The 25946-nt window shown below is 71.3% G+C and carries 18 protein-coding genes; 9 read left to right on the top strand and 9 right to left on the bottom strand.

Annotated features, from left to right (window positions below):
• Nucleotides 1–536 precede the first annotated feature (536 nt).
• Both ACIRR9_RS19290 and ptsP read left to right on the top strand, forming a co-directional pair.
• Nucleotides 537–986 (top strand): PTS glucose transporter subunit IIA, encoded by a 450-nt coding sequence (locus ACIRR9_RS19290; protein WP_385680688.1) that lies wholly within the window; start codon nt 537–539, stop codon nt 984–986.
• Nucleotides 987–1096: 110 nt separating this feature from the next.
• Nucleotides 1097–2767, top strand: a complete 1671-nt coding sequence (gene ptsP / locus ACIRR9_RS19295) for a phosphoenolpyruvate--protein phosphotransferase (protein WP_365343191.1) — start codon at nt 1097–1099, stop codon at nt 2765–2767.
• Nucleotides 2768–2847: 80 nt separating this feature from the next.
• Here the strand turns inward: ptsP and ACIRR9_RS19300 are convergent, their stop codons facing one another.
• Entirely contained in the window at nt 2848–3741 is an 894-nt protein-coding gene (locus ACIRR9_RS19300) for a hypothetical protein (protein ID WP_403753089.1), read from the bottom strand.
• Between the two features lie 22 nt (nt 3742–3763).
• Nucleotides 3764–4972 (bottom strand): MFS transporter, encoded by a 1209-nt coding sequence (locus ACIRR9_RS19305; RefSeq protein WP_403753092.1) that lies wholly within the window; start codon nt 4970–4972, stop codon nt 3764–3766.
• 111 nt (nt 4973–5083) lie between these two features.
• On the opposite strand from ACIRR9_RS19305, the gene ACIRR9_RS19310 reads away from it, so the two are divergent.
• Nucleotides 5084–6403 (top strand): aminotransferase class I/II-fold pyridoxal phosphate-dependent enzyme, encoded by a 1320-nt coding sequence (locus tag ACIRR9_RS19310; RefSeq protein WP_403753095.1) that lies wholly within the window; start codon nt 5084–5086, stop codon nt 6401–6403.
• A gap of 18 nt (nt 6404–6421) precedes the next feature.
• Here the strand turns inward: ACIRR9_RS19310 and ACIRR9_RS19315 are convergent, their stop codons facing one another.
• Nucleotides 6422–8389 carry an acetoacetate--CoA ligase gene (locus ACIRR9_RS19315; RefSeq protein WP_403753098.1) on the bottom strand — a complete coding sequence of 656 codons (1968 nt, stop codon included), beginning with the start codon at nt 8387–8389 and terminating at the stop codon, nt 6422–6424.
• A 213-nt stretch (nt 8390–8602) separates the two neighbouring features.
• Between ACIRR9_RS19315 and ACIRR9_RS19320 the strand changes: the two genes are divergently transcribed.
• Nucleotides 8603–10963 carry a TIM-barrel domain-containing protein gene (locus ACIRR9_RS19320; RefSeq protein ID WP_403753101.1) on the top strand — a complete coding sequence of 787 codons (2361 nt, stop codon included), beginning with the start codon at nt 8603–8605 and terminating at the stop codon, nt 10961–10963.
• A gap of 10 nt (nt 10964–10973) precedes the next feature.
• Here ACIRR9_RS19320 and ACIRR9_RS19325 read toward each other — a convergent pair whose 3' ends face one another.
• A complete protein-coding gene (locus ACIRR9_RS19325; RefSeq protein WP_384573948.1) occupies nt 10974–11507 on the bottom strand; it encodes an NUDIX domain-containing protein in 534 nt (177 codons plus the stop codon).
• Nucleotides 11508–11695: 188 nt separating this feature from the next.
• Between ACIRR9_RS19325 and ACIRR9_RS19330 the strand changes: the two genes are divergently transcribed.
• From ACIRR9_RS19330 to glpK, 5 genes are all read left to right on the top strand, one after another.
• A complete protein-coding gene (locus tag ACIRR9_RS19330; protein ID WP_403753104.1) occupies nt 11696–12142 on the top strand; it encodes a Zn-ribbon domain-containing OB-fold protein in 447 nt (148 codons plus the stop codon).
• Complete coding sequence (locus ACIRR9_RS19335) at nt 12139–13329, top strand: lipid-transfer protein (RefSeq protein ID WP_403753107.1); 1191 nt, start codon at nt 12139–12141, stop codon at nt 13327–13329. The genes ACIRR9_RS19330 and ACIRR9_RS19335 overlap by 4 nt, the downstream gene beginning before the upstream one ends.
• 113 nt (nt 13330–13442) lie before the next feature.
• Complete coding sequence (locus tag ACIRR9_RS19340) at nt 13443–15083, top strand: EAL domain-containing protein (protein WP_403753110.1); 1641 nt, start codon at nt 13443–13445, stop codon at nt 15081–15083.
• A 305-nt stretch (nt 15084–15388) separates the two neighbouring features.
• Nucleotides 15389–16126: an MIP/aquaporin family protein gene (locus tag ACIRR9_RS19345; protein WP_403753113.1), complete on the top strand. Its 738-nt coding sequence runs from the start codon at nt 15389–15391 to the stop codon at nt 16124–16126.
• Nucleotides 16127–16147: 21 nt separating this feature from the next.
• On the top strand, nt 16148–17668 hold the full coding sequence (glpK, locus tag ACIRR9_RS19350; RefSeq protein WP_403753116.1) for a glycerol kinase GlpK: 1521 nt from the start codon (nt 16148–16150) through the stop codon (nt 17666–17668).
• 58 nt (nt 17669–17726) lie between these two features.
• Here the strand turns inward: glpK and ACIRR9_RS19355 are convergent, their stop codons facing one another.
• Genes ACIRR9_RS19355 through ACIRR9_RS19375 form a run of 5 tightly spaced genes read right to left on the bottom strand, consistent with a single transcriptional unit; the run spans nt 17727 to nt 25634 of the window.
• A complete protein-coding gene (locus tag ACIRR9_RS19355) occupies nt 17727–18332 on the bottom strand; it encodes an ATP/GTP-binding protein (RefSeq protein ID WP_123978622.1) in 606 nt (201 codons plus the stop codon).
• Nucleotides 18313–21948: a hydantoinase B/oxoprolinase family protein gene (locus ACIRR9_RS19360; RefSeq protein WP_403753120.1), complete on the bottom strand. Its 3636-nt coding sequence runs from the start codon at nt 21946–21948 to the stop codon at nt 18313–18315. Before ACIRR9_RS19360 ends, ACIRR9_RS19355 begins: the two co-directional genes overlap by 20 nt.
• Nucleotides 21949–21972: 24 nt before the next feature.
• Nucleotides 21973–22368, bottom strand: coding sequence for a DUF742 domain-containing protein (locus ACIRR9_RS19365; RefSeq protein ID WP_403753123.1), 396 nt, complete (start codon nt 22366–22368; stop codon nt 21973–21975).
• 9 nt (nt 22369–22377) lie between these two features.
• Complete coding sequence (locus ACIRR9_RS19370; RefSeq protein ID WP_365343158.1) at nt 22378–22812, bottom strand: roadblock/LC7 domain-containing protein; 435 nt, start codon at nt 22810–22812, stop codon at nt 22378–22380.
• Nucleotides 22809–25634, bottom strand: a complete 2826-nt coding sequence (locus ACIRR9_RS19375; RefSeq protein ID WP_403753126.1) for a nitrate- and nitrite sensing domain-containing protein — start codon at nt 25632–25634, stop codon at nt 22809–22811. The genes ACIRR9_RS19370 and ACIRR9_RS19375 overlap by 4 nt, the downstream gene beginning before the upstream one ends.
• Between the last annotated feature and the right edge of the window lie 312 nt (nt 25635–25946).

The raw sequence follows: 25946 nt of genomic DNA on the forward strand, positions 1-25946 counted from the left end.
GGACGACACATCACGAGAGCGGAACAGTCGGAGGAATGATCCGACCGTTCACAGCGTCCTCGCTGTGTTTTTTCAAAGGAACCTCGACCATCGGAATGTTCCGACGGACGGGGTATCAACATATCTGGCGTTGATTTTTGGCACGCTGTTGAGTTCTCAAGGAACGGTCGCTTCCTTTGTACTCACCCTCTCGGGCTTTCCTCCGGGCTTCCCTTCGGTGTTCCAAACTCTATCAGTGTTTTTCCGTCTCTCTGACCACCCTCCCGCAGGCATGCGGAAGATGATCCCGAGTTAGGATCTGACAAGTTTGGGTGCTGCTGAGTAAGGACGCTTTACGGCGCCGCTCGGTCTCAAGCAGGAGTACGACTGTACACGGGGCCTCGAAGGCCGTGCAAATCGATAAGGCTGGTGGTCTAGACCACTAGCTGGTACCTTCCATGCGGAACCGCCACTTCACATGACATACGCTGCTGCTCAGTGCCGTCCGGGACAGGTAGTGACGGCCCGTAAGCAGCTCCACTCCTGGGAGGCTTCCCATGACCACCGTGACGTCCCCGCTCGCAGGACGTGCCATCGGACTCGCCGCAGTGCCGGATCCGGTCTTCTCCGGGGCCATGGTCGGCCCAGGCACGGCCATCGACCCCGCGCGTGAGCCTTCCGTGGTGGTGGCGCCCGTGGACGGAGTCGTTGTCTCTCTCCACCCGCACGCGTTCGTCGTCGTCGACGAGAGCGGCCACGGCGTGCTCACCCACCTCGGTATCGACACCGTGCAGCTCAACGGACAGGGCTTTGAGCTCCTCGTCAACAAGGGCGACACCGTGACCCGCGGTCAGAGCATGGTGCGCTGGAACCCGGCCGAGGTCGAGGCCGCCGGCAAGTCCCCGGTGTGCCCCGTCGTGGCCCTGGAGGCAACGGCCGACTCTCTCTCCGACCTCCGTGAAGACGGCGACGTGAAGGCCGGCGACAGTCTCTTCGCCTGGAACTGACTCGTCTCCGGCGGACGACCCCGCCGCCGTGCCGTCGTATGACGGAGACGGCAGCGACCATGACAACCATCGCGGCGGCGGGACCCGCCGCACTATCGGAGACGGGTGAGATGGAGACAACGCTGCGAGGCGTCGGCGTGAGCCACGGTGTGGCGATCGGCGAGGTTCGGCACATGGGAACGGCGGTGCTGGAGCCGCCGGCCAAGCAGATCCCGGCGGAAGAGGCGGAGCGGGAGCCGGGACGCGCCCGTCAGGCCGTGGACGCCGTGGCGGCCGACCTGATGGCGCGCGGCAACCTGGCCGGCGGCGAAGCCCAGGCGGTGCTCGAGGCCCAGGCCATGATGGCCCAGGACCCTGAGCTGATGGCCGATGTGGAGCGCCGGATCGCCGTCGGCAGCACCGCCGAGCGTGCTGTGTACGACGCGTTCGCCGCCTACCGCGAGCTGCTGGCCGGAGCCGGTGAATACCTGGCCGGCCGGGTGGCCGACCTGGACGACGTGCGGAATCGTATCGTCGCCCGCCTGCTGGGGGTTCCGATGCCGGGTGTCCCGGACAGTGACGAGCCGTACGTGCTGGTCGCGCGGGACCTGGCGCCGGCGGACACGGCGCTGCTGGACCCGACGCTGGTGCTCGGTTTCGTGACCGAGGAGGGCGGGCCGACGAGTCACAGCGCGATCCTGGCGCGGGCGCTCGGTGTGCCGGCCGTGGTGGCGCTGCCGGGTGCCGGTGAGCTCGCCGAGGGCACGGTGATCGCCGTCGACGGCAGCACCGGCGACATCTTCGTGAACCCGAGTGCGGAGAAGAAGGCCGAGCTGGAGGCCGCGGCCGCCGAGCGTAAGGCCGCGCTGGCCTCCTCGACCGGCCCGGGTGCCACCGCGGACGGGCACAAGGTGCCGCTGCTGGCCAACGTCGGCGGACCGGCCGACGTGCCGGCGGCGGTGGCGGCCGGTGCCGAGGGCGTCGGTCTGTTCCGTACCGAGTTCCTGTTCCTGGACGACAGCAAGAGTGCTCCTTCCGAGGAGAAGCAGGTCGAGGCGTACCGCCAGGTGCTCGAGGCGTTCCCGGAGGGTCGGGTCGTCGTGCGTGTCCTGGACGCGGGCGCCGACAAACCGCTGGACTTCCTGACCCCTGCGGACGAGCCGAACCCGGCGCTGGGCGTGCGCGGTCTGCGGACGCTGCTAGACCACCCGGATGTGCTGCGCACCCAGCTGACCGCGCTGGCGAAGGCCGCCGAGGGGCTGCCTGTCCATCTTGAGGTGATGGCGCCGATGGTGGCCGACCGTGCCGACGCGAAGGCGTTCGCGGACGCCTGCCGTGAGGCGGGGCTGCGTGCCAAGTTCGGCGCGATGGTGGAGATTCCGTCGGCCGCGCTGCGGGCGCGCTCGATCCTCCGGGAGGTCGAGTTCCTGTCGCTGGGCACGAACGACCTGGCGCAGTACACGTTCGCCGCGGACCGTCAGGTGGGTGCGGTGTCCCGGCTGCAGGACCCGTGGCAGCCCGCGCTGCTCGACCTGGTCGCGCTGTCCGCGGAGGCGGCGAAGGCCGAGGGCAAGAGCTGTGGTGTGTGCGGTGAGGCCGCGTCCGATCCGCTGCTGGCCTGTGTGCTGACGGGTCTGGGTGTCACCTCCCTCTCCATGGGTGCGGCGTCGATTCCCTATGTCCGGGCGATGCTGGCCAAGTACACGCTGGCCCAGTGCGAGCGGGCCGCCGCGGCCGCGCGGGCCACCGACAGTGCGGACGAGGCGCGCACGGCGGCTCAGGCGGTGCTGTCCGGCGAGTAGCCGGGCGCGGCCGGGACAGGCTGTCTTTCGGCGGTCTTTCCAGGGGCGTTCCACCTGTGGGTGGGGCGCCCCTGGTGCGTTCAGTGGTGGTGGCCCGGTGTCGTGTCCTGGTCTCCGAGGTCGGGAGGTGTGCAGTAGTCGACGCCGGGTTCCGGGGAGATGAGGTCGCCGGATTCGGCGTCGGTGCAGTAGGCGTCGAAGACCTCGCCGGCGGTGAGGGGCACGAGGCCCTCGCCGCGCAGTCGCCAGCCGTAGATGCGGTCAGCGGTGCCGGGAGCGCTGGTGCGCATCACGAGTCCGCCGGGGCTGCGGGTGGCCAGGCCGAGGGCGAGGACGCTGGTGAATTCGAGGAGTTCGGCTTCGTCGAGGTGTGTGGTGCCCTCGCTGCCCTGGTCGGCGTGGAGGACGGTGACGAGGGTTTCGGGTGGTCCGGAGACGCTGCACACGAGGTGGCGGTCGCCTGGCGGGGCGGTGTCGAGGATGCGGGCGAGGAGGTGGGAGGCGCGGGTGAAGGCGGCGCGTCCGATGTCCTCGCCGCAGGTGGGGCAGGGGCCGAGACGGGCGAGGAGGGTGCTGGCGTACTCCCAGGTCGCCTGGCGTACCGCCTCGTCGACGAGGACGGGGACGAGGTCGGTGAGGGGTCGGCCGTCGTACGGGATGGTGGCGCCGGTGGCCGCGAGTTCGGCGGTGAAGCGGGTGCGGCTCGCGGGGTCGTCCGGGGTGAGTCCGGTGTCCGTGCAGAACTCGGCGTATTCGTCGGGGTCGAAGAGGGCGAGTGTGGTGTGGGTGCCCTCCGATGCCCGGGTCCTGAGGAGGGCTTCGATCTGCCGGAGGTAGGTGGGGTGGTCGTCGAAGGTGAAGGTGCGGTAGCGCCGCATGGCGCGGAAGTCGTGTTCGTCGGTCAGCAGGCCGATGGTGCCGGCGATTTCGCGGCGCAGGACGCGTCGCATGGTCCGGTGGTCGGTGTGCGCCATGGTTCCCCCTGTGAGCGGTCGATCAATGCTCACTCACAGTAATCGGCACCACTGACAATGCGGTTCTCGGTAGCCGGTCACGGACCAGGCGGTGCTGGATTGCGCAGGTCAGGGCGATGGCGGTGCCGAATGCGGTCCAGCCGAACGGGCCGGTGGCGATGGCTGTGGTGACGGCGAGTGGGCCGATGCTGCGCTGGGCGGACTGGGCGAGCCCGTGGACCCCGAGGTAGGTGCCCTGGGCGGTGTCGGGTGCCAGGGCGACGGAGAGTTCCCAGGAGATGGTGGCGTGGAGCATCTCGGCGACGGTGAACGCGGCGGCCGCGGCGGTGAGCAGGAGGATCGCCGTGAGCGTTCCGCCGGTGGCGGAGAGGGCCATCGTGATGCCGCCCAGGGCGAACGCGGCGGAGAGCGGGACGAGGAGTCGGCGGGCGGCTTCGCTGGTGGTGCCGAAGCGGGCCAGGGGGACCTGGAGCACCACCACCATCACGTTGTTGAGGACCATCAGCAGGGGTGCGAGGCCGTGGGGCACCTGGTCGCTGTGGGCGATCCAGAGCGGGAGGCCGACTTTGAAGACGGCGTCGTCGAGGAAGAGGACGGTGTCGGTCGCGACGTATGCCAGGTAGGCGCGGTCGCGCCAGGGGTTGGCCGGCTTCGCGGTCCCGGGCTCGGCCTTCGAGCCGGCCACGACCCGTGAGGGCGACGGGGGTTCGCCGCAGCGCAGGGTGAGGAGTGCGGCCGCGACGAAGGAGAGGGCGTCGCCGGCCAGGAGCCAGCGGTAGGCCGTGGTGGTGTCCAGGGCGAGGGCCGCCGCGGCGGCGAGGCCGCCCAGGGCCCAGCCCGCGTTGGCGACGGTGCGGTTGAAGGCCTGGTAGCGGACGCGGTCGGGTCCCGCGATGCGTGTGGCGTAGAGCTTGGTGAGGACGTTGGCGGCGCGGTCTCCGAGTGCGCCGACGGCCGAGATGGCGAGCAGCAGGGCGTAGTTGTCGGTGGTGAGCAGGGTGAAGGAGGCGACGGCGCGGACGAGTTGGAGTGCGGCCAGGATTCGGGTGAGGGGCAGCCGGTCGGCGAGACGGCCGCCCAGTGGGGCTCCCGCGATGCCGATGGCGCCCGATACGGCGACGAGGGTGCCGACTTCCGCGAGGGAGAGGCCGGAGACGTAGGTGAAGTAGAGGACCGAGACCGATGCCCACAGGCCGCTGCCGATGCGGTCGACGAGGGCGATGGCGAGCATTCTGCGTCCGTTGCGGCCTCCGGGTATGCGGCGGGGCCGTGCGGTCGCACCGGGCTTCGCTTTCACTGCTCCCCCTTGTCGGAATTTATGTATTGATACATAATCGCCAACGTGGTAATACAATATGGGATCAGTGGTACGACAGCCAAGGGGATTGCCGCGTCCGTCGAACAGGGCGTGGCGGAAGGCGGGTTGGCCCCTGAGGAGGCGCTGCCGCCGGTGCGCCGGCTCGCGGACGAGCTGGGGGTGAGTCCTGGCACGGTCGCGACGGCGTACAAGGAGCTGCGGCGGCGCGGGATCGTCGTCACGCGCGGGCGGGGCGGCACCGTGGTGGCCCCGGTTCCGGCCGTGGCGTCACGGCGGCCGGCCCGGGTTCCGGAGGGGCTCCGCGATCTGGCCGACGGGCATCCCGACCCCGCCCTGCTGCCCGGCCTGGTGCCGCCCTCCCGGCTCTCCCCCGGCGTCCGCTCACATCGTTCGGCGCCCCGGCTCGTGCGCCTGGAGGAGGCCGTACGCGACTGGCTTCGGCCGGACGGCGTGCCGGTGGAGCATGTGACGTTCGCGCACGGGGCCCTGGATCTGATCGGCCGACTGCTCTCCGTGGAGTTGCGGCCCGGGGACGCCGTCGCCATGGAGGACCCCGGCTACCACCATCTGCTCGATCTCGTCCCGGCGTTGGGGCTGCGGATCGTGCCGGTGGCCGTGGACGACGAGGGAATTCGTCCGGAGGCCCTGCGTTCCGCGCTGCGCGCGGGTGTGCGGGCCGTGGTGTACAGCCCTCGGGCGCAGAATCCGTACGGCGGCTGCGTCTCCGCGGCCCGCCGGGACGCGTTGGCCGAGGTGCTGCGGAAGGAACCCGAGGTCCTGGTGATCGAGGACGATCACGCCTCCTCGGTGACCGACGTTCCACTGCACTCGCTGACCGGTGCGGGGTTGGCGCGCTGGGTGCATGTGCGGACGGTGAGCAAGTTCCTGGGGACCGACCTGCGGTGGGCGGCGGCCGCCTGTGATCCGACGACGCTCGCGCGCCATGACGGGCTGCTGCTCCTGACATCGGGCTGGGTCAGTCACCTGTTGCAGGAGACCGTGCTCGCGCTGATGACGGACGAGGACACGCGCGCGTTGGTGGCACGCGCGCGTGCGGCGTACACACTGCGCCGGGAGACGCTGGCCGGCGAACTGGCCGGGTACGGGATCGTCTCGCACGGCGCGAGCGGGATGAACCTGTGGGTACCGGTGCGGGACGAGTCGGCCGTGGTGAACGGCCTGCGGTCGCACGGCTGGTGGGTGGCGTCCGGGGCCCGGTTCCGGCTGTCGGCTGGACCGGGCGTCCGGATCTCGGTCTCCGGTCTTGAGCCGGTCGACGCGGTGCGGCTGGCCTCGGACTTCGCCGCCGTGCTGGGTGAGTCCGAGGCCACCTACGGAGGGTGAGCGGGCCTGCCGGGAAGGTCAGCCGCGCTTGCGGGCCAGGTCCTCGTAGAAGCCCAGCAGGCCGAGGTCGTCGATGGATCCTGGGTTGACGGCTTTCTCCAGGGGGGTGCCCTGCAGCAGGCGCTTGACCGGGACCTCGATGCGCTTGCCGGTGAGGGTGTGCGGGACGCCGGGGACCTCGATGATCTCGTCGGGGACGTGTCGCGGCGAGAGCTGTTCGCGGATGGCCTGCTTGATGCGGTTCAGCAGGGCGTCGTCGAGGACCGCGCCCGGGGCGAGCTGGACGAACAGGGGCATCCAGTAGCCGCCGTCGGGCTGTTCGATGCCGATGACGAGGGATTCCTTGATCTCGGGCAGTCGTTCGACGACCTCGTAGATGTCGGCCGAGCCCATCCGTACGCCCTGGCGGTTGAGCGTGGAGTCGGAACGGCCGTGGATGATCACCGAGCCGCGCGAGGTGACGGTGATCCAGTCACCGTGCCGCCACACGCCGGGGTACATGTCGAAGTAGCTGTCGTGGTAGCGGCTGCCGTCGGGGTCGTTCCAGAAGTGGATCGGCATCGAGGGCATGGGGTTGGTGACGACCAGTTCGCCGACCTCGTCGACGACCGGTTTACCGCTGGGGTCCCAGGACTGGAGGTCGGTGCCGAGGCCGGGCGCCTGCAGTTCGCCGGTGTGGACCGGGAGGGTGGGCACGGCGCCCGCGAAGCAGGAGCACACGTCGGTGCCGCCGCTGACGGAGGCGATCCAGAGGTCGTCACGGACCTCGTCGTGCAGCCAGCGGAAGCCGTCCGGGGGCAGCGGCGAGCCGGTGGTGGCGACGCACTGCACCGAGGAGAGGTCGAAGTCGCGGGAGGGGTGCACATCGGCCTTCCGGCAGGCCATCACGTACGCGGCGGAGGTGCCGTAGAGGGTGGCTCCGGTGCGTTCGGCGACGCGCCACTGGGCACTGATGTCGGGGTAGCCGGGGCTGCCGTCGTACAGGACGATCGTGGTGCCCGTGAGCAGGCCGGAGACGAGGAAGTTCCACATCATCCAGCCGGTCGAGGTGTACCAGAAGAAGCGGTCCTCGGGGCCCAGGTCGCAGTGCAGGCCGAGCTGTTTGAGGTGTTCGACCAGGATGCCGCCCTGGGACTGGACGATGGCCTTGGGCAGGCCGGTGGTTCCGGAGGAGTAGAGCACCCAGAGCGGGTGGTCGAACGGGACCTGTTCGAATGCGGGTTCGGTGTCGGCGGTGGTCAGGGCCGACCATTCCAGGGCGCCTTCGGGGGCCGGGGTGCCCAGCAGCGGGATGTGGACGACGGCACGCAGGGTGGGCAGTTCGCGGCGGAGTTCGGCGACGATCTCGCGGCGGTCGTGCTCCTTGCCGCCGTAGCGGTAGCCGTCGACGGTGAACAGGACGACCGGTTCGACCTGCTGGAAGCGGTCCAGGACGCTGCGGGCGCCGAAGTCGGGGGCGCAGGAGGTCCAGACGGCGCCCACGGCGGCGGTGGCGAGGAGGGCGACGACGGCCTGGGGGATGTTCGGGAGGTAGCCGCTGACGCGGTCGCCCGGGCGGACGCCGAGGACGCGGAGTTCGGCGGCCAGGGAGCCGACCTGACGGCGGAGTTCGGCCCAGGTGACCGGACGGGGTTCGTGGGTCTCGTCGACGTACAGGAGCGCGGGTTCGTCCGCGCGGGTGGCGGCGGCGCGCAGGGCGTGCTCGGCATAGTTCAGCCGTGCCCCGGGGAACCACTCGGCGCCGGGCATGGAGCGGTCACCGAGCACGCGCGCGTAGGGCGTCGAGAACCGTACGTCGAAGAATTCCGTGACGGCTTTCCAGAACGTGTCCAGCTGGTCGACGGACCAGCGGTGCAGGGCCGGGTACCCGCCGTCGGCGGGCGCTCCGTGGTGTTCTGCCGCCCAGGACTGGAACTCGGTGATGTACGCCTGGGCGATCCGTTCCGGATCGGGTTGCCAGAGCGGCTGGGGGTTCGCGGTCGACATGGGGCGGCTCCCGGGCTTCTGCGCTGGTGTGCGTCTCTCGCGCACGGGCTGGGGTGTGCGCGTGACGAGGCTGACAGGGACGATGCCATGTGATCGACTTCTGCACCAGGGAGCGCTCCACATAGTCCGTGTCGTGAAGATGTGGTTCCGGCACGGGTGAACGGCAGTTGAACGGCACGCGTGTGTGGAGCGCCGAGTGGCAGGGTGAGCAGCATGGACGGTCGTGACCTGGTGCGTTCGGTGAGAGTGGTCGGTTCGAGGAAGGCGGCTCAGGGGTTGCGTACCGTACGGGCGGCGTGGCGCAGGAGGCGGATCGATGCTGCCGGGCTGCCCGCGCGGGGGGCCGAGCGCGCCCGGGTGCCGGGGACGGTGCGGGACGCGGAGCCGGGGCCGGGAGGCGGTGTGATCCGCTTCGGCCGGTCCGAGCTGCGGATCATGGTCACCGTGAACGGTGCGGTCTTCTGGGGCTGGGACGGGGCCTGTCCCGAGCCGTCGTACGCGCTGGCGGGCCGCTGCCCTGAGCCGGATCCGCGGGCGGTCCTGGAGCCGGACACGGACGGCGGCTGGCGGGTCGTGGCGGAGCGGGTGACGGTCAGCGTCTCGCGGCACGGCGCGGTGGAGGTGTGCACGCCCGGTGGCATGCTGCTGCGCCGTGATCTGCCGCCCCGGTGGTGGGAGCCGGTGGGCGGGGGTACCGCGCGCTGGGTGCAGCGCTCGGAGGTGGCCGCGGACGCCCGGTTCTTCGGTCTCGGGGGGCGTGCCTCGGGGCCGCGGCTGCGTGACGGGACGTACCGGCTGTGGAACACCGATCCCGGCCGTGCCTTCGGGCCCGGTGACGATCCGCTGTACCTCACCATGCCCGTGCAACTGGTGGTGGCGGACGCGGCCACGCATCTGGTGTTCCACGACTCCTCGTGGGACGGGACGGTGACCCTCCGGGAGGGCGAGGAGGGAGCCGGTTCCGGCCATGACCGGACCGGGCGGTGCGAGCTGCGCATGGACGGCGGTCCGCTGCGGTGCTGGGTGATGGTGGGCACCCCCGCGCGCGTGCTGCACACCTGGGCCTCGCTCACCGGCGCGCCCGCGCTGCCGCCGACCTGGGCGCTGGGACACCACCACGCGCGCTGGGGCTTCGGCAGCGAGCAGGAGGTCCGGCGGATCGTCGCCGGCTACCAGGAGCGCGGTCTGCCGCTGGACGCCGTACACCTGGACATCGACCACTACGACGCCCATCAGGTGTTCACCGTCGACCACGAGCGCTTCCCGAAGCTGCCGACGCTGGCGGAGGAGTTGCGGCGGGACGGGATCCGGCTGGTGTCGATCGTCGACCCGGCGGTGAAAGCCGAACCGGGCAACGCGGTCCACGACGCCGGGACGTCCATCGACGCCTTTGTGCGCGACCCGTCGGGGCGGACGGTGGAGGGTGTGGTCTGGCCCGGTGAGTCGGTCTTTCCCGACTTCACACACGCGCGCGTGCGTGAGTGGTGGGGCGGGCTGTACGAGGAGCGGCTCGACGAGGGCTTCGCCGGGTTCTGGCACGACATGAACGAACCGACGTCCTTCAACGCCTTCGGCGAGTCCACACTGCCGCGCTCGGCCCGGCACCACCTGGAGGGCCGCGGCGGCGACCACCGGGAGGCGCACAACGTCTACGCGCTGTGCATGGCGCAGGCGGCCTACGAGGGCCTGCTCGAACTGGCTCCCAAGGAGCGGCCGTTCCTGTTCTCGCGCTCCGGCTGGGCCGGCCTGCAGCGCTACGGGGGCACCTGGTCCGGTGACGTCGCCACCGGCTGGCCGGGGCTGCGCGCGTCCCTGTCGCTGGTGCTGGGGCTCGGGCTGTGCGGGGTGCCGTACTCCGGGCCGGACGTGGGCGGTTTCGACGGGAGTCCGTCGCCCGAGCTGTTTCTGCGCTGGTTCCAGCTGGGCGCCTACCTGCCGCTGTTCCGCACGCATGCGAGCATGCGCGCGGGGCGCCGGGAACCGTGGGAGTTCGGACCCGAGGTGCTGGAGCACGCGCGCGTGGCGCTCCTCGAACGCAGGCGCCTGCTGCCGTACTTCATGACGCTGGCGCATCTGGCGAGGCGGACCGGCGCGCCCTATGCGCGCCCTCTGTGGTGGGGTGCGCCCGAGGACCGGGCGCTGCGTGACTGTGAGGACGCGTTCCTGCTGGGCGACGGTCTGCTGGTGGCGCCGGTGCTGGATCCGGGCGCCGACCGGCGTGCGGTGCAGCTGCCCCGGGGGCGCTGGTACGACACGCTGACGGAGCGGGTGTACGAGGGGCCCGGGCAGGTGCTGGTGGACGCTCCGCTGTCGCGGATCCCGGTGCTCGCGCGCGCGGGTGCCGTCCTTCCCGTGCGGGGCGAGGACGGCGGGACGCGGCTGGAGGTCTGGGCGCCCGTGCGGGGGCGGACGGGGGGCGGACTGTTCGTGCCGGACGCGGGCGACGGCTGGGACGAGCCGGAGATCGAGCGTTATGTCGCCCGCTGGGAGGACCGGCGGGTGGTGGTCGGGCAGGAGGGGGAGAACGGCGTGCGCGAGCCGTCCCGCCCCGTGCACATCAGGGGGCTGGGATGAGCCGGAGGGCTCAGTAGCGGCCCTCGAACCAGGCGCGTACGGCGACGCTGTGCAGCGGGAAGGCCAGCTCCTCGGGTCTGCGCAGCAGGTGCCAGCCCTCCGTCTCGTCCGTCGCGCCGGACGGCGGGAGCCCTTCGACCGGGCGTTCCGGGAGGACTCCGAACAGCAGCAGGTGCCCGTCGGGTGAGCTCATGGCGTCGACGAGCCGTACGTCGCGGGCGGCCGCGTCGATGCCCGTCTCCTCCTTGAGTTCACGGACGACGGCGTGCCGCCAGTCCTCGCGGTCGTCGACGTAACCGCCGGGCAGCGCGGTGCCTCCGCGCGCGGGGGCGACGGTTCGGGTGATGACGACGAGGGCGGTGCCCTTCGTGTCGTACACGGGTTGGAGGGCGATCGCCACCGGCAGCGGGTTGCGGTAGGCGGTGTGGCCGCAGGCCGGGCAGGTGCGCGGCCAGCCGGAGACTCCTGCTCCGTACGGCGCTCCGCAGCTCGAACAGTGCGAGTCCGGAGCGGAGTTGGCAATTGGGTGCTGATTTTCGGACACGCGCGGACTTTATCCGATCACGGGAACGACGTCTTACGGTCAGGGGAACGTCGCCTTCCGGAAGTGAAACGACGCCGGACGGCCGGGAACCGGACAGCGTGATGCGATCCGACGGCTCGGCCTGCCCATTTCCCGGAGCCCGTGGCACACTTCTGACGTTCCGTCAGATCAGGTGCCCTGGAGGAGCTGTGTCGAGTACACGCACACCGGCGGTCGAAGGCTGGTTCACGGGCGCGGGAGACGATTTCCGGCTCCTGGGCACCCGCTGCGGGGCCTGCGCCTCGGTCTTCTTCCCGCGCGAGGACGCCCACTGCCGCAATCCCGGGTGCGCGGGCGGAGACCTGGAGGAGGTGCCGCTCTCCCGGCGCGGACGGATCTGGTCGTACACCGACAGCAGATACCGGCCGCCGTCACCCTATGTGAGCGATCCGGAACTTCCGTGGGAGCCGTACGCGTTGATCGCTGTGGAGCTGGAGTCCGAGCGGATCGTGGTGCTGGGACAGGCGGTTCCCGGGATCACCGTCGCCGATCTGGCGGTGGGCATGGAGGTCGAGGCCGTCCCCGGAGTGCTGAGCGAGGACGCGGAGACGACCTGGACGACCTGGCACTGGCGGCCGACGGGGGTGACGGCATGACGGCGGACGTGGCGGTGCTCGGCGTGGGCATGCACCCCTGGGGCAAGTGGGGGCGCAGCTTCGTCGAGTACGGGACGGCGGCGGCCCGCGCGGCGCTCGCGGACGCCCGGCTGGAGTGGCGGGACGTCGGCTCGATCGTGGGCGCGGACACGGTCCGTGGCGGTTATCCCGGCTATGTCGCGGGCGCGACCTTCGCCAAGGCGCTGGGCTGGCAGGGAGCACGGGTCGCGAGCGTCTACGCGGCCTGCGCGTCGGGGGCCCAGGCGGTCGCCGCGGCGCGGTCACAGATCCTGGCGGGGCTCGCGGACGTGGTGCTCGTGGTGGGCGCGGACGCGGCCCCCAAGGGCTTCTTCCGGCCCGCCGGAGGAGACCGCCCCGACGATCCGGACTGGCTGCGCTTCCGGCTGCTGGGGGCGACGAATCCGACGTACTTCGGGCTGTACGCGCGCCGGCGGATGGCGGTGTTCGGGGACACCCCGGAGGACTTCGCACTGGTCAAGGTGAAGAACGCGGCCGTGGGGGCGCTGAATCCGTACGCCCGCTACCGCAAGCGGGTCACGGCCGAGGAGGTCGCCGCCTCCCAGGTGGTCGCCGATCCGCTGCGACTGCTGGACATCTGCGCGACCTCCGACGGCGGGGCCGCGCTGGTGCTGTCGAGCCTGGACTTCGCGCGCCGGCACGGGGTGGCGCGGCCGGTGCGCATCCGCGCGGTGTCCACGGTCACGCCGCGCTATCCGAGCACGGTCCTCGACCTGCCGGACATCGCCACGGACTCGGCGGCGGCCGTGGCACCCCCGGCCGAGACGTTCCGGGCGTCCATCGCCCGGGCCGCCTACGAGGAGGCGGGCATCGGCCCCGAGGAGCTCGGCCTCGCGGAGGTCTACGACCTCTCCACCGCCCTGGAGTTGCAGTGGTACGAGGATCTCGGTCTGTGCGCCGAGGGCGAGGCCGCGAAGCTGCTGCGCGAGGGGGTGACCGCCCTGGGAGGCCGCACACCCGTCAACGCCAGCGGTGGGCTCGCCTCCTTCGGAGAGGCGGTGCCGGCTCAGGCGATCGCCCAGATATGCGAGCTGACCTGGCAGTTGCGGGATACGGCGGGTGACCGGCAGGTAGCCCACGCACGCGTGGGAATCACGGCCAACCAGGGGCTGTTCGGACACGGCTCGTCCGTGATAGCGGTGCGCTAGCGGGACGGGTGTGGCAACGGGGGACCCGATACCCCGTGTCACCACCTCGGGCGGTTGCGTGAACGTCTTATGAACTGCCCCTGGGCGTACGCCGGTGGAGCCATCATGCTCCCGTGCCCTCCTGGACGGATACTCTCCGTTTCGCCTTCCAGCCGGTGGTCAATCTGACGACCGGCGGGATCGCCGCACTGGAGATCCTTGCCCGCCCCGAGACCGGTGACATCCTCGCCGAAGCCCGCCGAGACCCCGAACTCGACGGCAGACTGGCCGTGCTGGCGCTCCGCGCCGCGGCGCGCAAGGAGACGATGCTGCCGCTGCACATCAACGTGTTCGCGGCGACACTCGCCGATCTGGGCGGCATCGGCGCCCTGCCCGAGGCCATCCACGAGGCCGGCCGGATGCCCTGGGAGGTCACCCTGGACATCGTGCCGCCGTACACGCACGTGCCGCACCGGGCCCTGCTGGAGGCCGTCGCGATGCTGCGCGGCCAGGGCTTCCGGATCAGCGCCGACGGCATCGGCGACGGGGACGTGCCACTGCGGCTGCTCACCGACCTCTCCCCCGACCTGGTCAAGCTCGACGCCTCGCTGCTCGCCCGGCCGGCCGCGGTGCGGGCGATGCGGACCCTGTGCGAGGAGCTGGGCGCCCTGGTGGCCGTCGAGGGCGTGGAGACCGAACGGCAGCACGCGGCGGCGTTGGCGGCCGGGGCGCAGCTGGCCCAGGGCGAGCTGTTCGCGCCGCCGGCCCGGATCCCGGTGGCGGAGGTATACGTTCCGCCGCTCTCCCCCGCCGCCCTGCCCCCACCGCGCTCGGGGCCGTCCGTGCGGGAGTTCGTCCGGCCCGCCGCGCTGCTGCCGGTCACCGCGTCCGCGCTCCAGGTGCGCGCCCTGCTGACCGGCTCCCCGGAGGTCTCCGGAGTCCTCCTGGTGGACCAGACGGGCGCCCCGGTCCGGTCGGTGCACCGCTCCCGCTTCCTGCTGTCGATGTCGGGCCGTTACGGACACGCCCTGTACGCGGACCGCCCGGCCTTCAAACTGGGCGACGCACCGCGCACGGTCGGCGTCGACGCCACCGCCTGGGAGGTACTGGACGTGGTGGCCGTCGGCGAGCGGGACCGCACCTCGGACGATGTGGCGGTCGTCGACCAGCTCGGGCGCTGTGTGGGCGTCGTACGCCTCGCCGACCTCGTACGGGCCCTCGCCGAGACCCGTGTCGAGGAGGCGGCCGGGCTCAATCCGCTGACCCGGCTGCCCGGTTCGGACGCGATCACGGGCGAGGTGGACCGGTGGATCGCGGACGGCCGTGTCTTCGCGCTCAGCTGGCTCGATATCGACCACTTCAAACAGGTGAACGACGGTGCCGGGTTCGCCGCGGGCGACGAGCTGATCCGTTCGGTGGGGCGGGCGCTTCAGCAGGCCGTGGCCGGCCACGCGCGCGTGGGGCACATCGGTGGGGACGACTTCCTGGTGCTCGCCGACGAGGAGGGGATGGCGTCGCTCGTCACCGGGGTGCTCGACGCGCCCTGGGCGGCCGGCGGGCGGCCTGTCACGTTGTCCCTGGCCACCGTCGTGTGTGGTCCCGGGAGCGTGATCGACCACCGGCAGGCGGCCGCCTGGTTGGCGCCGCTGAAGAAGGCCGCCAAGGCGCTGCACGGGGCGAGTTGGGTGCTGGGGCGGGCAGGCCTGCCCGGCCACGAGATCCGGCGCGGCTCGGGGTATCCGGCCCAGGCCGGATACGCGGCGGTGGAGCCGTGAAAGCGGTTTTCCGCGAGTCACCTGTCATCGTTGCCGTCGGCGACCTTGACGCTCCCTGGGTGCCGGTGAAAACTTCCGGTGTCGGTCGACATCGCCGTACATTCTCGGCGTAATCAGGCACTGCGCCATGGGCCGCTCCTGTTCTGAGGCCTGCTCCCCCATGGGCGATTCGGCTGCTACGGCACGCTCGTCACGGACGCCGGGCGGGGCGCGGGACCTTCCCTGCCTTCGGCTGACGTCGCCAAGGGAACCGTTCCTGCTCGGAGTGCCGGGGTGATCTCCGGCCAGCGCCCTAGGAGCCCGCCATGAGCAATGGAGACATATTCGTCGGCGAAGTCATCGGCACGGCCATCCTGATCCTGTTCGGTGCCGGTGTCTGCGCCGCCGTCACCCTCAGGCACTCCAAGGCCCGGGCCGCGGGGTGGGTGGTGATCGCGTTCGGCTGGGGGTTCGGCGTCCTCGCCGGTGCCTACACCGCCGCTCCCCTCTCCGGCGGGCAGCTCAACCCCGCCGTCACCATCGGCATCGCCGTCGACACCGGCAAGTGGAGCAAGGTCTGGGTCTATCTGCTCGGCCAGCTCGTCGGCGCGATGCTGGGCGCCGTCCTGACGTACCTGGTCTATCTCGCCCAGTTCCAGGCCAATGTGCCCGACGAGGAGACCGCGGAGGAGCCGACACCGACGCTGGGCATCTTCTCCACCATCCCGGAGATCCGGAACCCGGTCGCCAACCTCATCACCGAGATCATCGCGACGATCGCGCTGGTCCTGCCGATCCTCGCGTTCGGGCTGACCAAGGGGCTCGGCGAGTCCGGCACCACGGTGCTGATCGTCTCGCTGCTCGTCGTCGGCATCGGGCTGTCCCTCGGCGGGCCCACCGGATACGCCATCAACCCGACGCGCGACCTCGGCCCCCGGATCGTGCACACCTTCCTGCCGATCCCCAACAAGGGCACCTCCGACTGGGGTTACGCCTGGATCCCCGTCGTCGGCCCGCTGGCCGGCGGCGCGCTCGCGGGCCTCATCTACAACGCAGCCTTCTGATCCAGCGACCAAGGGGTAGCCATGACGGACACCGCCGAGAAGTACGTCGCCGCAATCGACCAGGGAACCACGTCGAGCCGCTGCATCATCTTCGACCACGGCGGCGCCATCGTCGCCGTCGACCAGCGCGAGCACCGCCAGATCTTCCCCAAGCCGGGCTGGGTGGAGCACGACGCCACCGAGATCTGGTCCAAGGTGCAGGCCGTGGTCGCCGGGGCGCTGGCCAAGGCCGGGCTGCGCGCCGACCGGTTGAGCGCGCTCGGCATCACCAACCAGCGCGAGACGACGGTCCTGTGGGACCGGGCCACCGGCAAGCCCGTGCACAACGCGATCGTCTGGCAGGACACCCGCACCGCGGCCCTGTGCCACGAACTCGGCGGCACCGACGGCCAGGACCGCTTCCGCGACCAGACCGGGCTGCCCCTCGCCAGCTACTTCTCCGGGCCCAAGGCGGCCTGGCTGCTGGACAACGTGCCCGGGCTCCGGGACCGCGCCGAGCGCGGTGAGATCGCCTTCGGGACCATCGACTCCTGGCTGATCTGGAACCTCACCGGCGGCACCGACGGCGGCCGGCACGTCACCGACGTCACCAACGCCGGGCGCACCATGCTGATGAACCTGGAAACCCTGCAGTGGGACGCCTCCATCCTGTCCGCGATGAACATCCCCGCGGCGATCCTGCCCGAGATCAGGTCCTCCGCCGAGGTGTACGGCACCGCCGTCGGCCAGCTCGCCGGCGTACCGGTGGCGTCCGCCCTGGGCGACCAGCAGGCGGCGGTCTTCGGGCAGGCCTGCTACGACGTCGGCACGGCGAAGAACACCTACGGGACGGGCAGTTTCCTGCTGCTCAACACCGGCGACCGGCCGGTGCCGTCCAAGAACGGGCTGCTGACGACGATGGGCTACAAGATCGGCGGTGAGGCGCCGGTGTACTGCCTGGAGGGTTCGATAGCCATAACGGGCGCGCTCGTCCAGTGGTTCCGCGACCAGCTCGGCATCATCCGCACCGCCGACGAGATCGAGACCCTGGCGGCGAGCGTCGACGACAACGGCGGTGCCTACATCGTGCCCGCCTTCTCCGGCCTGTTCGCGCCCTACTGGCGCTCGGACGCGCGCGGGGTCGTCACCGGGCTCACCCGGTACGTCACGAAGGCGCATCTGGCCCGTGCGGTCCTGGAGGCGACCAGCTGGCAGACGCGGGAGGTCGTGGACGCCATGTACCAGGACTCCGGGGTGCAGATCACGACCCTGAAGGTGGACGGCGGCATGACCGGGAACAACCTCCTGATGCAGCACCAGGCCGATGTCCTCGGGGTGCCGGTGATCCGCCCCCGGGTCTCCGAGACGACCTGCCTGGGCGCCGCCTACGCGGCCGGCCTGGCCACCGGCGTCTGGAACGATCTCGACGAACTCAAGTCCCACTGGCAGAAGGACGTGGAGTGGACACCCGCCATGGCGGCGTCGGTGCGCGACCGCGAGTACGCCAACTGGCGCAAGGCGGTGGAGAAGAGCTTCGGCTGGCTGGAAGAGGGCGACGAGTAACCCCTGGGACCACGGCCCGTACCCCGGTCGGCGGGGGTACGGGCCGTGCCGCCGCCGCTCAGGTGGTGACGGCCTGCCGGTGGGCCGCCGCGTACGCCATCGCGTGCTGTACGACGCCGATGAGCACCTCCTTGACAGTCTCACGGTCCCGGGCGTCACACAGCAGAACCGGTACGTCCTCGTCGAGGTCGAGCGCCTGCCGGACGTCCTCCACCGGGTAACGGGCCGAGCCCTCGAAGCAGTTGACGCCGACGAGGAACGGTATGGACCGCCGCTCGAAGTAGTCGACGGCGGCGAAACAGTCCTCCAGCCGACGGGTGTCGGCGAGCACCACAGCGCCCAGCGCGCCCTCGGACAGCTCGTCCCACATGAACCAGAACCGTTCCTGCCCGGGGGTTCCGAACAGGTACAGCACCAGGTCCTCGCGCAGGGTGATGCGTCCGAAGTCCATGGCGACGGTGGTGGTGTGCTTGCCCTCGACGCCGGAGGTGTCGTCGACCGGTCGCCCGGCCTCCGTGAGGTACTCCTCGGTGCGCAGCGGCCTGATCTCGCTGACCGCGCCGACGAGGGTCGTCTTGCCCACGCCGAAGCCGCCGGCCACGAGGATCTTGAGCGTGACGGGCTCGACCGGGGGCTTGCCGCGCTCAGATCGCCCGAAGATCATCGGTCTCTTCTCCTGCTTGATGGGGTCGTCCTTGGTGGGGGTCGCCGGGTGACGGACTTCCGTACCCGCCGCCACCTGGGGTTTCGATGACGAGCACGTCGTCGGGGCGGACGTCCGCCGCGTCGCTGCCGCCGAGTTCGGTGACCGTGCCGTCGGCCCGCTCCACCCGGTTGGCGCCGAGCGCGCCGGGCGCGCCGCCCGCCATACCGTACGGCGGGACGCGACGGTGCTGGGAGAGCGTGGAGACGGTCATGGGTTCGAGGAAGCGGATACGGCGGACCGCTCCGTCCCCGCCGTGCCAGCGGCCGGCGCCGCCGCTGCCCCTTCGTACCGCGAACTCGTCGAGGCGGACGGGCAGTCGCCACTCCAGGACTTCCGGGTCGGTGAGCCGGGAGTTCGTCATATGGGTCTGTACGACGCTCGCGCCGGGGAAGCCGTCGCCGGCGCCGGATCCGGAGGCGACGGTCTCGTAGTACTGGTGGCGGTCGTTGCCGAAGGTGACGTTGTTCATGGTGCCGGAGCCTTCGGCCTGGACGCCGAGCGCCGCGTAGAGGGCGCCGGTGATGGCCTGCGAGGTCTCCACGTTGCCCGCGACGACGGCGGCAGGCGGCTCGGGGGCGAGCATGGACCCGGGCGGTACGACGATGTCCAGGGGGCGCAGGCAGCCGTCGTTGAGCGGGATGTCGTCGGCGACCAGGGTGCGGAAGACGTACAGCACGGCCGCGTTGACGACCGAGAACGGGGCGTTGAAGTTGGTGGCGAGCTGGGCCGAGGTGCCCGTGAAGTCGATGGTCGCGCGCCGGTCGGCGCGGTCCACGCGCACGCGTACGCGGATGACGGCGCCGGAGTCGGTCTCGTAGGCGTACTCGCCGTCGTCCAGGGCGTCGACGACCCGGCGGACCGCTTCCTCCGCGTTGTCCTGGACGTGCCGCATGTAGGCCTGGACGACGTCGAGGCCGAACTCCTCGATCATGCGGCCGACTTCGTCGACGCCCTTGCGGTTGGCGGCGATCTGGGCACGCAGGTCGGCGAGGTTGGTGCGGATGTTGCGCGAGGGGTAGCGGGCCCCGGCGAGCAGTCGATGGGTCTCGGCCTCGCGGAACCGGCCGTTCTCGGCGAGCAGCCAGTTGTCGAAGAGGACGCCCTCTTCGTCGATGGTGCGGCTGTTCGCGGGCATCGAGCCGGGGGCGATGCCGCCGATCTCGGCATGATGGCCGCGCGAGGCGACGTAGAAGAGGATCCGGTCACCCTGCGTGGCGAAGACGGGAGTGATCACGGTGACGTCGGGCAGGTGGGTGCCACCGTGGTACGGGTCGTTGACGGCGTAGGTGTCGCCGGGGCGCATCGAGGTGCCGCGGCGGCGGATGACCTCTTTGACGCTGGTGCCCATGGAACCCAGGTGGACGGGGATGTGGGGGGCGTTGGCCACCAGGTTCCCGTCCGGGTCGAACAGGGCGCAGGAGAAGTCCAGCCGCTCCTTGATGTTGACGGACTGGGCCGTGGACTCCAGCCGGGCGCCCATCTGTTCGGCGATGGACATGAAGAGGTTGTTGAAGACTTCGAGCAGGACCGGGTCTGCTTCTGTGTCGAGATCGGAACTCTGCGTAATCGTCGCGCGTTCCATGACCAGATGCCCGTCGTCGGTCGCCGCGGCCCGCCAGCCGTCGTCGACGACGGTCGTGGCGCCGGCCTCGGTGATGATCGCGGGGCCGGTGACGGATACGCCGGGGGGAAGGTCCTCGCGGCGGTGCAGGGGTACGTCGCGCCAGGCGCCGCCGGTGTGGAGGCGGACGGTTTCCGGGGCGGCGGGACGGCCCTCGTACGGGGCGAGGGCGGAGAGATCGGGGGGTTGGGTGATGCCGGTGGCTTCCACGGAGAGGGCTTCGACGACGACCGGACGGTCGAGTGTGAAGGAGTACGTGGCGCGATGACGTTCTTCGAAGGCGTGTTTCATCGCGTCGGGCTCGGTGAGTTCGACGGTGAGGGTGGTGTCGGTGCCGTCGTAGCGCAGCTGGGCGCGGCGGGTGACCTCGATGCGGTCCTCCGGGACGTCCTCGGCGCGGAGTTCGGCGCGGGCCGCGGCCTCCAGGTCGTCGGCGGTCTTGCGGACGCCGGGCATGGCGGCGGGCTCCAGGGGGGCCTCGACGGACTGTTCGCGCATGGCGGTGGTGTCGGCGAGGCCGATGCCGAGCGCGGACAGGACACCGGCCATGGGCGGCACCAGGACGGTGCGGATGCCGAGCGAGTCGGCGACCATGCACGCATGCTGCCCGCCGGCCCCGCCGAAGGTGGTGAGGGCGTAGCGGGTGACGTCGTGGCCCTTCTGGACGGAGATCCGCTTCACGGCGTTGGCGATATTGGCGACGGCGATGCTCAGGTAGCCCTCGGCGACCTGCTCCGGGGTGCGGTCGTCGCCGGTCCGCTCGCGGATCTGCCGCGCGAGGTCGGTGAAGCGGTCGCGGACGAGGCCGGCGTCCAGGGGCTGGTCCCCGTCGGGTCCGAAGACCCGGGGGAAGTGGGCGGGCTGGATGCGGCCGAGCATGACGTTGGCGTCGGTGACGGCGAGCGGGCCACCGCCGCGGTAGCAGGCCGGGCCGGGGTCGGCACCGGCCGAGTCCGGGCCGACGCGGTAGCGGGAGCCGTCGAAGTGCAGCACCGAGCCGCCGCCCGCGGCGACGGTGTGGATGTCCAGCATCGGGGAGCGCAGCCGGACGCCCGCGATCTGTGTGGTGAAGACCCGTTCGTACGCGCCGGCGAAGTGGGAGACGTCGGTGGAGGTACCGCCCATGTCGAAGCCGATGACCCGGTCGAAGCCGGCGAGCTGCGACATCCGGGCCATGCCGACGATCCCTCCGGCCGGCCCGGACAGGACGGCGTCCTTGCCGCGGAACTGCCCGGCCTCGGCGAGCCCGCCGTTGGACTGCATGAACATCAGCCGCACGCCTTCGAGTTCGTCGGCGACATGGCGGACGTAGCGGCGCAGCACGGGCGACAGGTAGGCGTCGACGACGGCGGTGTCGCCGCGCGGGACGAGCTTCATCAGCGGGCTGACCTCGCTGGACAGCGAGATCTGCGGGAAGCCGGTGCGGGCGGCCAGATCGCCGACCGCCTGCTCGTGGGCGGGGTGGAGGTGGCTGTGCATACAGACGACGGCGACCGCGCGGATCCCGTCGTCGTACGCCTCCTGGAGCGGGCCGGCCAGGGCGTCCAGGTCGGGTGCGCGGAGCACGGTGCCGTCGGCGGCGATCCGTTCGTCGACCTCGACGACTCGCTCGTACAGCAGCTCGGGCAGCTCGATGCGGCGGGCGAAGATGCGGGGGCGGTTCTGGAAGGCGATGCGCAGGGCGTCGCGAAAGCCGCGCGTGATGACGAGAAGGGTGCGCTCGCCCTTGCGTTCCAGGAGTGCGTTGGTGGCGACGGTGGTGCCCATACGGACGGCGTCGACGGGGTCGCCGGAGCCGTCGAGGAGTTCGCGTACGCCTGCCACGGCCGCGTCGGTGTACCGCGCGGGGTTGTCGGAGAGCAGTTTGTGGGTGAGCAGCCGGCCGTCCGGGCGCCGCGCGACGACGTCGGTGAACGTACCGCCACGGTCGACCCAGAACTGCCAGCCTGTCACGTCACTTCTCCGCTTCCGCGCCGGTCACAGGGCCCGGAGGCCGTTGATCACGTCGCGCAGAATACTCTCGTCCACCAGCTCGGCCGGGGGTACCGGCCGGTTGACATGGACGAGTTCCCCGTCGACGAGGTCGCCGATGAGGACCCGGACCACTCCGATGGGCAGATCGAGCTCCGAAGCCAGCTCGGCGACGGACTGCGGGACGTCCCGGCAGAGCTCGACGATGTCCACATGCTCCGGGGACAGCGTCCGGTCGTCCTCCGGGTCGTCCGCGTGCGCCTCCGCGACGACCACCGCGATCAGATCGAGGCGGTGCTGGGCCGCACTGGTGGTGCGGCCGCGCGTCATGGCGTACGGACGGACGACCGGTCCGGCCTCGTCGTCGAACCAGTGACTTCTTTCCTGACCGTCTCCGCTCATGTCACTCCACTACCCGCCCGAGGGCAGATCGGTGCGCGGAGCGGAACCCAGATGTACGCCGACCCGCTTGACCAGGAGCGTCATCTCGTACGCGACCTGGCCGACGTCGGAGTCGGCGTCCGAGAGGACGGCGAGGCAGCTGCCGTCACCGGCGGCCGTGACGAACAGGAAGGCCTCGTCGAGCTCCACGACGGTCTGCCGGACGCTGCCCGCCTCGAAGTGGCGGCCCACGCCCTTGGCGAGGCTGTGGAAGCCGGAGGCCACGGCCGCCAGGTGCTCGCTGTCCTCTCTGGTGAGGTCCTTGGAGACACCGGTGGCCAGGCCGTCGCCGGAGAGCACGACGGCCTTGCGGATGCTGGCGACCCGGTCCACGAGGTCGTCCAGGAGCCAGTTCAGCTCACCCTTGTTCGTCGCCGTGTGGCCGGTCGTCTTCGGATCGGTCATCGACCGTCCCCCTTAGTCGTTCCTTGTGCTGCGCCGTGCCGGGACCCGTCGCCCGCGGCGTTCTCGTCCCGGCCGCGCTGCCAGCCGCGCTGGAGCGAGGCCATGCGGCTGCGGACCTCGTCGGCATCGCGCTCGACAGGTTCCGCCTCCCGGCGGGCAGGCCGTACGGGGTCCTGTCGCAGTTGCGGGGCCAGGTTGGCCTGCCGTACCCGCTTGGGCAGCGGCCGGGTGCCGGATGCGGCCTCCGGGGGTGTGCTGCCGAGCGGCGGGACGGAGTCGTCGGTGCCGCTGCCGGAGGTGATCTCGGAGCGGCGGCTGCGCCGGGGCAGCACGGGGGGTTCGTCCGGGCCGCCTGCCGGGGACGCGGTGGGTTGCTCGACCCGGCCGACCGGGCCGACGGCGCGCTGCGAGGACGGCTCGGTGCGGCGGCGGGAGGGCAGCGGAGCGAGTCCGCCCGGCTCGGGGCGGCCCGTGTCCGCCGGGCCCCGCTCGTCCGGCTCGGCCCGGCGGGAGCGCTGCTCGGTGACGGGCTTGCCGTGGGAGCTGACCAGCTTGGGCGTACGCCGCCTGGGGAGCGGCACGGGGCCGCCGGTGCGCTCGTCGCGGAAGCCGTCCGCGGTCTCCGGAGCCGGCTGATGGGGCTCGCTCACGGCGGGTGCGGTGTCGTCGGAGCCGCGGGCGATGGAGCGGCGGGGGCGGAACAGGCCGCCGCGCTCGCTGTCCTCGTCGGTGAGGGCGCCCGGGAAACGGTCCAGTGCGTCCAGGTCGACGGGTGCCTCCAGTTCGACCGGACCGTCCAGCAGCGCACCCGGCAGCCCGGGCCGCTGCGCCGGCACCTGGGTCAGGGCGGTGGCGCGGCTCTCCTCGGGCGCTGCCTCCTTCGTGAGGCGGTCCCGGTCGAGGCGGAAGCCGATGCCGTTGGTGTCCGGGACGTCGTCGGTCAGCAGCACGTCGGGGATGAAGACGACGGCGGTGGTGCCGCCGTAGGGGGACGGCTGGAGCGAGACTCGGACGTTCTGGCGCTGGGCGAGGCGGCTGACCACGAACAGGCCGAGCCGGTCGGTGTCGGAGAGCTCGAACTCGGGGGTCTCGGCGAGCCGCAGGTTGGCGTCCAGCAGCGCCTCGGCGGCCATGCCGAGGCCGCGGTCGTGGATCTCCAGGGTGAAGCCGTTGGCGACGCGCTCGCCGAGGACCTGGACGGCGGTGTGCGGCGGCGAGAACACCGTGGCGTTCTCGAGGAGTTCGGCCACCAGGTGGGTGAGGTCGGCGACGGCGGGGCCGGTGACGGCGACCCGGGGCAGGCGGCGGACCTCGATGCGCTCGTAGTCCTCGACCTCGGCCACGGCGGCTCGCACCACGTCCATCAGCTGGACGGGCCGGCGCCACTGCCGGGAGGGGGCCGCGCCGGAGAGGATCACCAGGCCCTCGGCGTGCCTGCGCATCCGGGTGGTGAGGTGGTCGAGGCGGAAGAGGTCCGCGAGTTCGTCGGTGTCCTCGGTCCTGCGCTCCATGGTGTCGAGCAGGGTGAGCTGCTTGTGCAGCAGGACCTGGCTGCGGCGGGCGAGATTGACGAAGACCTCGGAGACCCCGGACCGCAGTTCGGCCTGTTTGACGGCGGCTTCGACCGCGGCGCGCTGCAGGGTGTTGAGGGCCTGGCCCACCTCGCCTATCTCGTTCTTGTCGTACTCCAGGCGCGGGGCCTCGGTCTCCACGTCGACCTGTTCGCCCGCGGACAGCCGGCGCATGACGCTCGGCAGCCGGACGCCGGACGCCTCGTGCGCCTCCTGGCGCAGCAGCCGCAGGTCGCGGATGAGTCCGCGGCCGGTCCGGACCGACATGACGAGCGAGAACAGCACGGCGACCACGCCGAGGACGCCGACGACGGCCGCCTGCAGGATCACATCGACGGCCACGGGCCGGATGCGGTTCTGGTAGCGGTCGGCGACCTGGTCGTCGAGGGTGCCCAGTTCCTTGAGGACGCTGCCCGCGGCGGTGTCCCAGCTCTTGGCGCTGACGTCGTTCGGGACGCCGGCGCCGAGGGCGATGACGGACTGTTCCGCGGTCCGCAGGGGGGCGGTGGTGGCGTCCTTCCAGAAGCGGTCGTAGCGGTCGCGTTCCGCCGCCGGCAGCAGAGGCAGGGCGACGTCGTAGAGCAGGGTGCGCTGGGCGACGAGATCGGAGATCTCGCGGGTCTCGTCGCGGGAGACCTTCCCGACCACCAGGGCCGAGCCGAGCAGGGCGTCCTCGCGGGAGAGGAGCTCCCGGGCGAGGGCGATGTTGTCGAGGGCGCGGGCCTGCTTCTCCATCTCGACGTCGTCCATGCCCTCGAGGGTGGTGAGCAGCGCGTAGAGGGGGTCGACGAGGCGGTTGTAGAGGTCGTAGGCCTGGGTGCGGCCGACGGTGCCCTCCTCGACGCTGCGGCGCAGGGCGGCGATGCCCTCGAACGTGTCGAGCACGGCGGTGAGGCGCTCGCTCTCGTCGGCGTTCAGGCCGTTGCGGAGGTCCTTGTCGCCGATGTTCCTCCGGAGCTCGGCGACGGCGCTGTCGGTGGCGGCGCGCGTGCGGTGCAGGGCGGCGAGCGCGTCGGCCGCCCGCGGGTCGGCGAGATAGACGAGAGTCTGCCTGCGTTCCTGCTGGATGACCCGGGCGGTGTCCTCGGTGGGATAGCCGAGCTTCTCGACGGTGGAGGACACCTGGAACAGCTGGGTGACCTCGCGTCCCGTGAGCACGGCCGCGAAGCCCCAGACCGCCGTCAGGGACACCAGCGGCACGAGAAGCAGCGCCACGATCTTCCGGCGGATGGACTTCCCGCGAAAGCGCATGGCCTCCCCCAGCTCGACCCCCACCGGCCGGGGGTGCACATGTACGTCAACAAACGGCGCGAGCCTACTACCGTCACATGGATAACTCGAAGACGTGTCCGGAGGCCGAACTTCCGCCTCGGTGCCGGGACATGGCGCGCAGACAGGGAGAGTTGTCCGGGCATTGCGGGAGATTGCCCCCACGGGCGCACCGACTCGCGCGAGCGGTACGGGAACGGCACGAAGGATCAGTTGGCCGGAATTTTTCGCTGGTCGGGAATCATCGGGCGAGTTCGTTCGTCCTTGTCTATGGGCAATGGGTGCGGAATCGGC

It is taken from the genome of Streptomyces sp. NPDC101234 (assembly GCF_044767525.1).
Classification (GTDB): domain Bacteria; phylum Actinomycetota; class Actinomycetes; order Streptomycetales; family Streptomycetaceae; genus Streptomyces; species Streptomyces sasae.